The following is a 14,358-nucleotide window of genomic DNA, read 5'->3' on the forward strand; positions in this document are numbered from 1 at the left end:
TAAACTGAATTTGAGTCATAATTAATTCCTCCACAAGGTTTTTCGTCGCTGATAACCATTGTGACCAAAAGGAATTAATTTGACTCTTTTTGTATTTACACAATTATATGGACTTAATCTTGCTTTGAACTTTTATGTCTTTCATATACCCCTTGAAGGACATTTCTCCTTTTGTTTTGAACTTTTATGTCTTTCATATACCCCTTGAAGGACATTTCTCCTTTTGTTTTGAACTTTTATGTCTTCCATATACCCCTTGAAGGACATTTCTCCTCTTAATCCAGCCTACATTGTCTTTCATAAAAAACACACCTCCCCCAAAGCACGGAACAACATAAAAAGCAGCCCATAAATGGACTGCCGGCCGGCCAATATACACCTTATAAAGATTCTATTAATACGTCTTTATCCGGTTTCCCAACTGAAAAACCATATTTTTCTAAGGCTTCACATGCTTCAGCCGTTTCGCAGACAAACTCCACCGATTGATTGATTTCCTTTGGAGAAATTCCATATTGGTTCCCTTTTTCCATCAGCAGTTCGACTGCTTCACTAGAAGTAAACACAATTGTTGTAAGAGTTGCGTCTTCTAATGACCGGTTTATAATGGTTTCATATCTTTCATCAATGATGGTCTCATATACGGATGCAAAATGAGCACTATTTAAGCAAGAACTTTTCTTTTTTTGTTCTTCGGATCCAACCGTCAGCAGGCTGCCTTGATGAGACATTTTATCTACATGCTCCGCGTATAATCCTTTTTCTTCAAGGGTAGTGATCGCTGAATGATTTTGACAATAGAGCTCTGCCTGTATTTTACGTATATCCACTTTATTCTTTTTAAGTTGAGCAAAAAAGGCTTCTACACTTTCTTTTGATAAAAATAAAATCTGTTCATAAACTGAAAGTTGGTCCAATACAGCAGAGTCAATTGCCTTTTCTTTGACGATCCAACGCGGAAACTCAATGACATCTGCTCCTTGTTTCATCCATTTATTTGCACGATTTTCTTCCTCGGCTTTCCCGCGAACATAGAGAACTTGTTTTCCAAATAACGGGCGATTTTCAAACCATTTTACTTTATCCCTTGTTGACACAATATCGCCCACTAATGTAATGGCCGGATTTTCTATCTTTGCTTCGCGAACCTTTTCTACAATGGTAGAAAGCGTTCCGACTACACTTTGCTGACGGCTCCAAGTTCCCCAGCGAATGATAATAACAGGTGTATCAGGAGACTTACCGAATTGAATAAGGTTTTCACAAATATGCTCTAAATTTGAAACGCCCATATAGAATGCGATCGTCTGAACACCTCTTGCTAACCCTTCCCAATCAATATCCGGTTTGCCGTTTTTAGATTTATCATGGGCTGTAACGACAGCAAATGATCCTGCATAGTCACGATGTGTTACCGGAATACCGGCATATAACGGGGCAGCTATACCTGATGTTATACCTGGTACAATTTCAAATGGAATTTGGTGTAATGCGAGCTCCTCCGCTTCTTCACCAACTCTTCCGAAAACACTAGGGTCACCGCCTTTAAGTCTTACAACAGTATGACCGGCAATTGCCTTTCGAACCAATGTTGCATTAATTTCATTCTGTCTCATGAAATGGCGTGTTGGCAGCTTTCCACAATAGATCAGTTCACAATTTGGCGGAGCATCATCAAGTAGGGAAAAATTCACGAGTCGATCATAAAGGATAACATCTGCCTTTTTAATAGCTTCCCTTCCTTTTACGGTAATTAATTCACGATCACCGGGCCCCGCTCCAACCAGATATACTTTTCCTACACTCATTCTCTAAGTCCTCCCTTAACGTTATTCACGATTTAAGTAAGGGAAGATTGTTCTCTTACTTTATTTATAATTTTAAACTAACAGAAAAACCTCTCCGTCATCAATAACTGTTTCATATGTTTTGACACATCCAAAATCTGGTTCTTGTACTTTTCCATCCTCAAGGCAGATTTTCCAGTCATGCATTGGGCAAAATACATGGTCTCCACTAACGATCCCTTCGCTTAGCACTCCACCTTTGTGAGGACATTTATTTTCAACAGCTTTTATATTACCGTTTGAAAGTTTGAAAACTGCAACTTCTTTATCCTTTTCTAGTATAACCGTTTTTCCTACTCGTTCGGGTAAATCAATTAATGCTCCAACATATACCTTTGCTTTTGTTAATTCCTTCATGTCTCTGTTCCTCCTTGACGGAATATTCCGATAGTTACAACCAAAATTGGGTTAGCTCTTTTAACATAGCCTTTAGGTTAATAGAAAATTAAACTTAAGACATCTCCACCGTCTCAAATAGTTCTTTTGTTGTTTTCTTATCTTCAATAATCTCTTTCCAAGGATCTTTATAAACAGATAAGGTTTCATCCATGCGGGCATTTAGTTCGATGCGTTTTTGTTTATCGTCCAATACAGATTGGACATGCGCTAAGCCGACGCGTTCGATCCATGCAGATGTACGTTCTAAGTAGGTAGCTGTTTCACGGTAGTATTGCAGATAAGCACCTGTGATTTCCATTGCTTCGTCATCTGTTTTAACTTTGTATAGCAAATCTCCGCCACGTACGTGTGTACCACCATTACCGCCGACGTAAATCTCCCAGCCACCATCAATTCCGATAAAGCCAATATCCTTAAAGCCGGATTCTGCACAGCTTCTCGGACAAGCGGAGACAGCCATTTTGACTTTATGAGGTGTTTGCAGACCTTCAAATTTCTTTTCAAGACGAATACCCAAGCCCATTGAATCCTGTGTACCGAAGCGACAGAAAGTTTCACCAACACATGTTTTTACCGTACGTAATGATTTTCCGTAAGCATAACCCGAATTCATATCTAAATCCTGCCATACTCTCGGTAGATCATCCTTTTTCACCCCAAATAAGTCAATGCGCTGCCCACCGGTTACTTTTACTAATGGAATTTCATACTTTTCTACAACATCAGCAATTCGACGCAATTCACTGGCATTCGTTACACCACCATACATTCTTGGAACAACTGAGTAAGTTCCATCCTTTTGAATATTGGCATGCATTCTTTCATTAACAAAGCGCGACTCTCTTTCATCTTCATATCCAATTGGGTTAACCATTGCTAAATAGTAGTTAAGTGCCGGACGACATTTTGAACATCCTTCTGATTCCCAGCCGAGCACATTCATAACTTCCTTGATATGCTTTAAGCCTTTAGCACGTATTTCTTCGACGACTTCATCACGGGATAATGTTGTACAGCCGCAGATTGCTTCTTTTTGAGAGGATGCATCAAAATCAGAACCAAGTGTAAATTGAAGAACATCGGCAACTAATGGCTTACACCCTCCACAGGAACGGGAAGCACTTGTGCAACCCTTAATGGCATCAACTGTTGTACAACCCTGTTCTTTGATCGCTTGAACGATCGTTCCTTTAGATACCCCGTTACATCCACAAATTATTTCATCATCAGGCATTGATGCAACTAAGCTTTCACCTGATTCTTCTCCAATCGGCTGAAGAATGGTGATTTTTTCTGTATCTGAAATGTCTGCTTCCTTCTTAATCATGGAGAATAAGCGGCTACCTTCTTTACTATCACCGAATAATACAGCCCCAACAATTTTGTTACCTCTTAAGACAATCTTTTTGTAGATTCCATCTTGCTCATCAAAGATCTTCAGAGACTTTTTGTCGTCTCCTTCCATAAAATCACCGGCTGAAAATACCTCGACTCCAGATACCTTTAATTGAGTTGATAAAACAGAGCCTTTATACCCATCAGTTGCCTCTCCACAAATATGCTTAGCTAATACCATTCCTTGTTCATATAGAGGTGCTACCAGACCGTATGGAATTCCGTTATGTTCCGCACATTCCCCAACAGCGTACACATTTGGGATATTCGTTTGTAAAAAGTCATTTACAATAATCCCTCTGTTTACATCAAGGCCGCTTTCAACTGCCAGTGAAATATTCGGCTTAATTCCTACTGCCATTACGACTAAATCTGCCTCAAGGTGACTTCCATCCTTAAATTTTAATCCCTCTACACGTTCTTCTCCGTATATCTCGGCAGTACTTGCTTCTAACAAAAACTTCATTCCTTGTTTTTCCAGTTCATTTTGAAGAAGCTTACCAGCTGTTTCATCTAACTGACGCTCCATTAAAGTTGGGGCAATATGGATAACCGAAACATCCATTCCTAAGTTTAGAAGGCCGCGTGCCGCTTCTAATCCAAGTAATCCACCACCAATAACCGCTGCTTTTTTATACTTTTTTGAAGCTTCAAGCATGATATCTGTATCTTTTATATCACGAAAAGCCGTAACGCCTTCCTTATCTGCACCGGGCAGAGGCAGGATGAATGGAACAGAACCTGTTGCAATGATTACTTCATCATAAGGTACGATTCTTCCCTTATCCGAACGAACAACTTTCATATCTGCATCAATTTTTGTTACAGTCTCGCCTGTAAACAGGGTAATATTGTTTTCCTCATACCAGTCCCAATCATTCAGGGTGATGTCTTTTACCTCTGTATCACCTTGCAGAACTTTTGATAAAAGAATTCTATTATAATTTGGATGTGGTTCCGTCCCAAAAATGGTAATATCGAAAGCATCCTTTGAGATTTTTAAAATTTCTTCAACAGCTCTTACTCCGGCCATACCGTTTCCTATTAATACAAGCTTCTTTTTATTCAAGAAAATTGCCTCCCCTTGGAAAGTTTCTTTCACTATATCACGGTTAAATGAAATATTTTATATACATGTTAGGTTTTCTTACATAGTTTATTAGGAATATTCACATAACTCAGAAAAGCGTAGGCGCCTTGATCAACCTAAGGTAAATACGTTAATTTAGAATAGAAGGCGGCTCTTTGCCTTAAATTCTAAATTGGCTTATGACCTCGAGGCAGTCAGAACGCGACGTCCCGTCACAAAGATTGCACTTGCACGTCCTGTGCGATCTGAGGCTAGGCGCTGGAGCGAGACACCAACACTAATTATTAATTCCATCAGCTAAAAAAAGGGAAATCAGCTATACAACCGACTTCCCTAAAAAACTATCTATATTTGTCTAATATTCACCGTACTGACTTTAAACCCAGGCATTTTACAGGTTGGATCCAGGTCCTCTCCTACAAGCATGTTTACGTTTTGATCTTCTGCCCAGTGGAAAGGTACGAATACAGTATCTTGTCTAATTTTTTCAGATATTTTACTTCTTACGGTAATTTTCCCCCGCTTCGAGGCAACAGCGACAAGGCTATTTGGTTCAATTTCGTATTTCTTAGCTGTTTCCGGGTGAATTTCTAGGTAAGATTCAAAATTTCTGGCTGCAAGTGCTGAGCTTTTACGTGTTTGCACTCCCGTTAAATAATGTGACATGATCCTGCCGGTTGTTAGGTATAACGGATAATCATCACAAGGCTTTTCTTTTGGTATTTCTGAATTATTCGACACTGGAATCAAATTTGCTTTTCCATTCGGTGTTGCAAATGAATGTTCAAAAAGTCGTTCTGTTCCTTGATGATTTACCTCCGGACACGGCCAAAGAATACCCTGTTCTTTTCTAATGCGATCATAGGTAATGCCGTAGTAATCGGCGATGCCACCCCTACTTGCTTCCCTTAATTCATTAAAAATATCTTCTGCCTTTTGAAAAGAAAAGTATTTTTCTTTTCCTAATACTTTTGCAATCTCACATATAATTTGCCAATCATTCTTCGCCTCACCAGGACAGGGGCGGCTCGCTTCGCGCAGTGTGACTCGCCCTTCCACATTTGTCATTGTCCCTTCATCTTCTAAATACGAAGATGCCGGTAATATTAAATCAGCAAACTTGGCTGTTTCAGATACAAATAGATCGACTGCTACTAAAAACTTTAGTTTCTTAAGAGCTTCTTTCACAAAGGTTGCATTTGGATTGGAAACAACAGGATTTGAACAGACAAGAAACATGCCTGTGATATCTCCATCATTTATTTTTTGAAACATTTCATAAGCAGAGACACCTTTTCTCGGTAGCTCTTCTTTGTCAATTCCCCATACTTTTGCAACATGTGCCCGATGCTCTTCATTTTCAATTAATCGATATCCCGGCAATTGATCAGCTTTCTGCCCATGCTCCCTTGCTCCTTGTCCATTTCCTTGTCCTGTTATGGCTCCGTAGCCTGAATAAGGTTTTCCAATTTTCCCTGTTGCAATAACAAAATTTAGAAAATTCCTTACGGCAACCGTTCCGTCTATTTGCTGCTCGACTCCCCTGGCTGTGAAAAGCATTCCAGATTCTTCAGACGCAAATTTTGTTGCAGCTGTTCTTATTTGCTCGACTGGAACACCTGTGAGGTTTGAAATCTCATCTAATGACAATGATTGAACATAGCTTCTTACTTCTTCAAAACCAGTTGCACGTTCACTTACAAAATCTTCATCAACTAAATTTTCGTCAATAATAACTTTTAAAAAGCCGTTTGCCAATGCTGCATCCATACCAGGCTTCACCTTCAAATGCAGATCAGCCAATTGCGTTGTAGGAGTTTCCCTTGGATCGATCGCAATGATGTATGCTCCATTTTCCTTTGCTTTTTCAAAGTAAGGCATGATTGTTGGTTGACACTCTGCAATATTTGTTCCCGCTAATATGATGACCCTTGTGGAAGGGATTTCCTTTAACGAGTTTGTCAGCCCGCGATCCAAACCAAACGTCTGATTTGCCGCAGTTGCTGCCGCAGACATACATAAGCGGCCATTGTAATCAATGTAGGGCGTTTTTAAGCCCACTCTGGCGAACTTTCCAAGTATATATGCTTCTTCATTAGTAATTGATGCACTTCCATAGATTGATAATGCTTCATGCCCATCGACTGCTTGGATTTCTTCTACTTGTTTCTTGATATATTGCAGGGCTTCTTCCCATGAAATCCGAACAAACTCTCCATCTACTTTCAACATCGGATGTAGAACACGATCTTGATGGAATGGATGCTGATGAGCATTCATTCCTTTAATACATAAACGTCCTTGTGATGTCGGGTTGTCTTTTCCTATTGTTTTATAGGTTTTCCTTGAGACAACAGATTGTTCGATTAACTGCATTTTGCATTGCATACTGCAAAACGGACATTGTGTATCATAGACTTTTTCAGATTGAACCTCTTGTTGCTTCGTCCGGAAATACTTTAATAACAGATCAGTCAAGGTAGATCACCTCTTATTCTATTAATCTTTTTTATCATGACTTTTCAACAAATGAATGCAGCTCTGCTTCCAACCGCTGAACGAGTTGTTCACATAATGTATCCTCAAATAAAACTTCACGAATATGAATCATCCCTACCCGCTCAACCCAATCTCCCAGTTGTTCTAAATAGTTGGCTGTTTCTCTGTAATATTGAATGAGCCCGCAAATCATTTGCTTTGCCATCAACTCATGAGCAGCTACTGTGAAAAGCTCTCCCTGCTTTAAAGGAGTTAAACTTCCTCCCACGTAAATTTCCCAACCTAGCCCGTCACCAATTACACATATATCCTTCGTTCTCATATCAACTTCTTTATGCTTGCAGCCCGACACACTGATGACCAGCTTGTGTGGTGTTAACAAAAATTCAAGCTCTTTTTCCAAGTCAATTGACAGCTCAAGAGAACGGTCATCTGTATGACACTGACATTCTTGTTCACTAAAATATGTGTTCATAAGGCGTACAGTATTTGTTGCCACAGAACTTAGTCTAAGTTCAGAGCAAACAGCATGAATGCTTTCCTCTTTAATTCCTTTTAATTGGATCCGTTGTTCTGGTGTAATTCCGATATCTGCTATTTTGTATTTATCCATCATATTTGCCAATTTTTTCAACCCATCAGATGTTACTTTTCCTCCTAAAAGCTGTGGTGTGACGGAATACGTACCATCACTCATCCTTTTTACTTTTACATCTTCAAATGGGTTTACAGCTTGGCTGATTCCCTCACGTTCAGGATAAATCATCGATAAATAATAGCTGATGGCGGGAACACAGCTTGAGCATCCTTCCATCGAGCGCCAATCAAGCTCAATAAAAACTTCTTGAAGTGATGATAGATTTTGTTGTTGAATTTGTAAGACAACCTCATCTTCTGTAAGAGCCGTACATGAGCAAAGTGACTTATGCTCGATAAATTCATCACATTCATCACTATGAATATAATCAACCAGGTCTGTTAAAAGTAACTTACAACCACCACAGGAGCTTGATGCTTTTGTGCATTGTTTCACTTCTTTAACCGTTGTTAATCCCTGTTGTTGGACAGCTTCCATAATGGCTCCTTTTGTTACACCATTACAGTTACAGATGATTTCAGATCGTTTCATTGATTTAACTGTAGATGCTCCATTGTCTGTTGAGAGGAGAAGGCTGCGTTTGTCCTCATCATTTACATGCTTTCTTTTGACAATCATGTCTAGCACTTTCGATTGCTGACCTGTTTCTCCATACAATATTGCACCAACAATAATATCTCCTTGAAGCACTATTTTTTTATAGATGTCTTCCACTTCATTTAAGATTGTTAAGGTTTTGGTTGACTCATTCTCTTCAAAATCACCGACAGAAAAAAGGTCAACCCCCGGCACTTTTAAACTTGTCGATAATACAGAGCCTTTATATCCCTCAACCGGTTTATTACAAATAAACTTAGCCAAAACTTTCCCTTGTTCATAAAGAGGTTTTACAAGACCGTATACAACACCATTATGTTCAACACATTCCCCAACTGCATATATATCAGGAATACTTGTTTCCATAAAATCATTGACGACAATCCCTCTATTTGTAATGAGACCCGATTCCTTTGCTAAGCTGCTATTAGGAACAACACCAACCGACATGACGACGAGGTCTGCTTCTACCTTTGTACCATCTGTAAATTCAACTTCCTCGACCTGATGTGTTCCACTAATTTCCTTTGTCACTTTTCCTAAAAGGAATCCGATACCTTGTTGTTCTAACTCCTTTTGAAGCATACTTGATGCTTTGGCATCCAGTTGACGTTGCATGAGATAATCTGTATTGTGCACAACCTTTACATCTAATCCAAGATTTAACAATCCTCTGGCCGCTTCTAGTCCTAATACTCCGCCTCCGATGACAATTGCTTTTTTGAATCTCTTAGCACCTTCAAGAATTGCTTCACAATCTTCAATTGTCCGGAATGTGACAACTCCGGGTTTTTCAACTCCAGGAAGAGGTAGAACAAACGGTGAGGAACCTGTTGCAAAAATTAATTTATCAAACGAAATGATCCTTTTTTTATCTGTTGTAATTCTTTTGAGCTTCGTATCTATTTTGGTTACTGTTTCACCCGAGTATAATGTGATTTGGTATTTTTGGTACCACTCGATACTGTTAATTGTTATTTCCGGAAATGTAGTCTCCCCCTGTAACACAGACGATAAGAGAATTCGATTATAGTTGACGTGAGGTTCACTTCCAATAATTGTTATATCAAATAGATATTTATTTTGTTTTAATATTTCCTCCACACATCGGACTCCTGCCATTCCATTCCCGATTACTACCAATCTTTGCTTCATGTTAACCCTCCTTACGAAAAGCACAAGCGTCTTGATCAGCTCCGAGAAGCATAAAACGAATTGGAATAGAAGGCGTTTTTTGCCTTCAATTCCAATTTGGCTTATGACTCGAGGCAGTTACTTACACGACGACATCCTTATCGAAGTAACTGCACTCGCACGTCCTGTACTCGGAGCTAGGCGCTGGAGCTAGACACCTTCACAAATGGTTAGACTTTTTAATAAATCCATTATTTCATATATTAGTTCACAGAAAATTATTCTTGTCAGATAACCTAACACAAATTCTCAGTTTCTTCTTATTGTACATTTTTTCATTTCCTTTACTTTTCATTTGTTCATATTTTCACGTTATATTTTCTTACAAGTATCTTTTCTACTGCTTTTTTGACCTCTATAATAAGCGACATACAACAAGACAGAAAATTAAAACAACTTTAACCAGGAACGGAAAATGAAAGGAGATTCACAATGAAAATATCTGATTTAAAAACCAGCGGTCATCCAAAAACACTTTTTTCCTCTTTCTTGTATTTTGATGTAAGCTTTATGATCTGGGTAATGCTTGGAGCTCTAGGAGTGTTTATTACACAGGACTTCGGCTTATCACCCTCACAAAAAGGGTTAATTGTTGCCACCCCAATTCTTGCAGGCTCATTTTTCCGAATCGTGCTAGGGATTTTAACCGATCGATTTGGTCCTAAACGAACAGCTATTCTGGGAATGACGATTACTTCGATCCCGCTTCTTTGGGGGTTATTTGCAGGAACAACCCTGCCAGAACTTTATATGATAGGAATTTTATTAGGGGTAGCAGGTGCAAGCTTCGCTGTCGCACTTCCAATGGCTAGTAGATGGTATCCTCCACATCTTCAAGGTTTGGCAATGGGAATTGCAGGAGCAGGAAACAGTGGTACACTTCTTGCGACATTATTCGGCCCACGTTTAGCTGAACAATTTGGTTGGCATATAACAATGGGATTAGCCCTTATTCCATTATTTATTACGTTTATCATCTTTATCATTTTAGCGAAAGATGCACCATCACAACCTGCACCACAGCCGCTTGCGAATTATTTTAAAGTGTTCGCACATAGAGACACTTGGTTTTTCTGTATTTTATATAGTGTAACTTTCGGTGGATTTGTCGGGTTATCTAGCTTTTTAAGTATGTTCTTTGTTGATGAATACAATTTATCATCTGTTCAAGCCGGGGATTTCGTAACTTTATGTGTAGCAGCAGGAAGCTTCTTCCGGCCGGTTGGAGGGTTTATCTCAGATAAAGTCGGTGGTGTAAAGGTACTCTCTTTCTTATTTATCGGTGTTGCAGTATGTATGTTAGGGGTTAGTCAATTACCTCCACTATTTGCTATCACAGCTCTACTATTCATTGGAATGATGTGTTTGGGAATGGGAAATGGCGCTGTATTCCAACTTGTGCCACAACGTTTTCAAAAGGAAATCGGAATGATCACAGGAATTGTTGGAGCAGCCGGCGGAATCGGTGGTTTCTTCTTACCCAATATCTTAGGTACAATGAAAGAAATGACAGGTTCATACGCTTCTGGTTTCATCACATTTTCAATCATTGCATTGGTTGCATTTTCAATTCTTCTTTTGGTAAGTCATTCATGGAAGAAGGCTTGGAAGATGAAGGAAGATACAGTGAAAATCTAACTTCTTTTTACATTACTCCAGTCACATTGTGGCTGGAGTTTTTTCCCTTCCTCTTTACAAAATGAATATTTCTGGTATTCTAGTATAGGTGGATATTTACCTAAGTAAATATTTTAACCATTACTTACCTAGGTAAATAAATTGAGGTGATAACTTTGATCGAAACAAATAAGCTTTTCCATATGCTCTATCAACAAACAAGACATATGACCAAGGAAGTAAATGAATACTTACACAAACATGGACTATATAGCTCACAATGGTCCATTCTTTATTGTTTAAAGATAAACGGTCCAATGACACAAAGTGATATTTGGCGTTATTTAAATGTTGAAGCACCAACTATTACAAGAACACTAGTTAAATTAGAAGAAAGCGGATGGGTAAAACGGACACCCGGAAGTGACAAGAGGGAAAGACTTGTTTCTCTTACGGAAAAGGCACTCAATCTTCTCCCTGAGGTTGAGAAAGATGTAAAGAACTTCGAACAAACTATGGTTGCCAACTTAAAAGATGATGAACAAGAGCTTTTATATACTCTCTTGAAAAAACTTGGCAAATCAAATGAACGTTAGGTGGAATGAAACATATGAATCAAACTGAAAAACAACCAATATGGACAAAAGGATTTATCAGCATTTTTCTCAGTAACTTCTTTATATTTCTGGCATTTTACGGATTACTCACTTCATTACCGATATACGTTGTAAATGATTTAGGCCGTTCAAGTGTTGATGGAGGACTAATTGTCACGATTTTCTTATTATCTGCTATTTTTGTTCGTCCTTTTTCCGGTAAACTTCTCCAGGATTTCGGCAAAAAACGTATGTTAATGATTAGTATGATTCTCTTTACAGTTTGCTCTTTTATGTATTTATGGATCGACAATTACGCATTGCTTCTTATCTTACGTTTTGTTCATGGCATTTGGTTCAGCATTGCCACAACTGCTACCGGGGCTATAGCTGCTGACATGGTACCTGTAAAAAGACGTGGTGAAGGACTTGGTTATTTTGTCATGTCAACGAACTTCGCTGTTGTTTGCGGACCTTTTCTTGCTCTTACTCTTTTACAATTTGCATCGTTTACAACTCTTTTCTTAATTCTCGCATTTTTAATCACAGCCGGTGTTTTGTTTACAGCTTTTAGTAAAGTAAAAGAAGTAAGGGGAGCAGCTCCGGTCGAAAAGAAACGTCTTCAGGTACAGGATTTATTAGATGGAAAAGCACTGCCGATTGCCTTGGTAGGAAGCTTAGTTGCTTTTGCATATTCAAGTGTTTTATCGTTTATTTCAATGTATGCCAATGAATTAGATCTATTAGATGCAGCGAGCTACTTCTTTGTAGTCTTTGCTATTGTGATGATTGCGTCCAGACCTTTTAGTGGTCGTTTATTTGATACAAAAGGACCAAATATCGTCATCTATCCGGCAATCGCGTTTTTTATAGTCGGACTTCTGTTATTAAGTATTTCTCAGAATACTTTTATGTTCCTTTTAGCCGGTGCCTTCATCGGATTAGGATACGGAACCATTGTCCCTTGCTTCCAAACTCTTGCGGTACAATCAACCGAACATCATAGAAGTGCACATGCAACCGCCACATTCTTTACCCTTTTCGATTCGGGTATTGCTGCCGGATCATTTGTGCTTGGTATCGTTGCTGCTCAATTAGGCTATCAAACTCTTTATTTATTAGCCGGTTTGTTTTTAATCTCGGTTGTGTTTATGTACAAATATGTGCAAAATCGGAAGAAGGTTTCTACTTCAGCAATGGAATTGAAGGAATCGAGCTTATAAGATAGTTAAAAAACTGCTTATCTCAGTTGGTAAGCAGTTTTTTTGTGGCAATAACTGATACATAGCTTCAGAATCTATCAACCTTTTCCGAAAGTTTTTCAACTTTCTCAAAAATCTATCATTCGACAAATTTCACAAAAAAGAAGGATAAAGCACATGTTTCGAATGCTTTAACCTCAACTTGCTTATTATGATTAGTACACCCCGCGAATATTCGGGTGGATCTCTTCTGCATAGAAATCTGTTAATCTCTTCAGCTCTGCTTCACGAAAAGAAGGTACTTCAGTCGCCTGTAAGTTATCCTCAACTTGTTTTACTGTTTTGAACCCTGGGATAACCGTTGTAATTTCCTCATGATCTAAAATCCAACGAAGGGCCGCTCGTGCCATATTTCCACGATCTTCAGCGATCCAGTTAAGCTTTTGACTTAGCTCCACTCCTTTTGAGAACTCGACACCTGCAAATGTTTCACCCACATTAAATGCCTCACCATCTTTGTTAAAGTTCCGGTGATCATCAGCTTCAAATGTAGCATTTGTTGTGAACTTGCCTGTTAGCAGCCCGCTCGCTAAAGGAACACGCGCCAATAAGCCGACACCTTTTGCTTTTGCCTGTGGAAGCAATTCAGGAATTGCCTTTTGGCGGAAAATATTGAAAATAATTTGAAGCGCTTTTACATTAGATTGATCTAAGCAGAATAGACCTTCTTCCACTGTTTCAACACTTACCCCATAGTGACGAATTTTCCCCTGCTGTTGCAGCTTGTCAAGCACTTCAAAAACTTGTCCATTTTTTAGTATGTCCATCGGTGGGCAATGAATTTGATATAGATCAATTGTGTCGCGTTGAAGTCTTTTCAAACTTGCTTCACAGTACTCTGTCACTGCTTTTTCAGAATATGTTTCAGGATCGAAAATATCTCCTGCACGGCAAAACTTTGTCGCGATATGGATTTTATCCTCTTTTCCTTTTGTTGCCTTTGCCAAAAGCGCTTCACTATGGCCATCTCCATATACATCCGCTGTATCAAAGAAATTAACACCGGCATCCATTGCACGTTCAAGACCTTTTAGCGCTTCGTCATCATCTGATTTTCCCCATGAGCCTCCAATTGCCCATGTTCCAAAGCTGAGCTCGCTTATGTTTAGGTCTGTATCACCAAGTTGACGATATTTCATTTTGCTCCACCATCCCTATTAAGAAATCGTTTTCTATACAATTTAGACAAACTTTATTATAGTACAAATAAAGCGCTAACAAAATTTATTTGCTTTTAGTAAAGAAAAAGAGTGTGAACATATTG

9 protein-coding genes are annotated in these 14,358 nt (G+C 38.9%); 3 read left to right on the top strand and 6 right to left on the bottom strand.

Features of this window, described 5'->3' with window-relative positions; genetic code table 11:
- Positions 1 to 380: 380 nt before the first annotated feature.
- The 5 genes from cobA to nirB (LC095_RS10000) all read right to left on the bottom strand — a co-directional run bounded on the left by cobA (position 381) and on the right by nirB (LC095_RS10000) (position 9,580).
- A complete protein-coding gene (gene cobA, locus LC095_RS09980) occupies positions 381 to 1,808 on the bottom strand; it encodes a uroporphyrinogen-III C-methyltransferase (RefSeq protein ID WP_226528055.1) in 1,428 nt (475 codons plus the stop codon).
- Between the two features lie 72 nt (positions 1,809 to 1,880).
- Positions 1,881 to 2,204 carry a nitrite reductase small subunit NirD gene (gene nirD / locus LC095_RS09985; RefSeq protein WP_026563013.1) on the bottom strand — a complete coding sequence of 108 codons (324 nt, stop codon included), beginning with the start codon at positions 2,202 to 2,204 and terminating at the stop codon, positions 1,881 to 1,883.
- 94 nt (positions 2,205 to 2,298) lie between these two features.
- Complete coding sequence (gene nirB / locus LC095_RS09990; protein ID WP_226528056.1) at positions 2,299 to 4,710, bottom strand: nitrite reductase large subunit NirB; 2,412 nt, start codon at positions 4,708 to 4,710, stop codon at positions 2,299 to 2,301.
- Between the two features lie 366 nt (positions 4,711 to 5,076).
- Positions 5,077 to 7,209 carry an assimilatory nitrate reductase catalytic subunit NasC gene (gene nasC / locus LC095_RS09995; protein WP_226528057.1) on the bottom strand — a complete coding sequence of 711 codons (2,133 nt, stop codon included), beginning with the start codon at positions 7,207 to 7,209 and terminating at the stop codon, positions 5,077 to 5,079.
- A 34-nt stretch (positions 7,210 to 7,243) separates the two neighbouring features.
- On the bottom strand, positions 7,244 to 9,580 hold the full coding sequence (gene nirB / locus LC095_RS10000) for a nitrite reductase large subunit NirB (protein ID WP_226528058.1): 2,337 nt from the start codon (positions 9,578 to 9,580) through the stop codon (positions 7,244 to 7,246).
- A gap of 471 nt (positions 9,581 to 10,051) precedes the next feature.
- Here nirB (LC095_RS10000) and LC095_RS10005 point away from each other — a divergent pair, with 471 nt between their 5' ends.
- The 3 genes from LC095_RS10005 (at position 10,052) to LC095_RS10015 (ending at position 13,055) form a co-directional block, all read left to right on the top strand.
- Entirely contained in the window at positions 10,052 to 11,257 is a 1,206-nt protein-coding gene (locus LC095_RS10005) for a nitrate/nitrite transporter (protein WP_226528059.1), read from the top strand.
- A 182-nt stretch (positions 11,258 to 11,439) separates the two neighbouring features.
- Positions 11,440 to 11,832, top strand: coding sequence for a MarR family winged helix-turn-helix transcriptional regulator (locus tag LC095_RS10010; RefSeq protein ID WP_226528213.1), 393 nt, complete (start codon positions 11,440 to 11,442; stop codon positions 11,830 to 11,832).
- A 14-nt stretch (positions 11,833 to 11,846) separates the two neighbouring features.
- On the top strand, positions 11,847 to 13,055 hold the full coding sequence (locus tag LC095_RS10015; RefSeq protein WP_226528060.1) for an MFS transporter: 1,209 nt from the start codon (positions 11,847 to 11,849) through the stop codon (positions 13,053 to 13,055).
- Positions 13,056 to 13,249: 194 nt separating this feature from the next.
- Here the strand turns inward: LC095_RS10015 and LC095_RS10020 are convergent, their stop codons facing one another.
- Positions 13,250 to 14,233: an aldo/keto reductase gene (locus LC095_RS10020; RefSeq protein ID WP_226528061.1), complete on the bottom strand. Its 984-nt coding sequence runs from the start codon at positions 14,231 to 14,233 to the stop codon at positions 13,250 to 13,252.
- Positions 14,234 to 14,358 lie beyond the last annotated feature (125 nt).

It is taken from the genome of Metabacillus niabensis (genome assembly GCF_020524345.1).
Classification (GTDB): Bacteria; Bacillota; Bacilli; order Bacillales; family Bacillaceae; genus Metabacillus; species Metabacillus niabensis_B.

Coding starts and splice junctions, on each gene's coding strand:
- LC095_RS10005 (WP_226528059.1), top strand. CDS start 10,052: ATGAAAATATCTGATTTAAAAACCAGCGGTCATCCAAAAACACTTTTT.
- LC095_RS10010 (WP_226528213.1), top strand. CDS start 11,440: ATGCTCTATCAACAAACAAGACATATGACCAAGGAAGTAAATGAATAC.
- LC095_RS10020 (WP_226528061.1), bottom strand. CDS start 14,233: ATGAAATATCGTCAACTTGGTGATACAGACCTAAACATAAGCGAGCTC.
- nirD (WP_026563013.1), bottom strand. CDS start 2,204: ATGAAGGAATTAACAAAAGCAAAGGTATATGTTGGAGCATTAATTGAT.
- nirB (WP_226528058.1), bottom strand. CDS start 9,580: ATGAAGCAAAGATTGGTAGTAATCGGGAATGGAATGGCAGGAGTCCGA.
- LC095_RS10015 (WP_226528060.1), top strand. CDS start 11,847: ATGAATCAAACTGAAAAACAACCAATATGGACAAAAGGATTTATCAGC.
- cobA (WP_226528055.1), bottom strand. CDS start 1,808: ATGAGTGTAGGAAAAGTATATCTGGTTGGAGCGGGGCCCGGTGATCGT.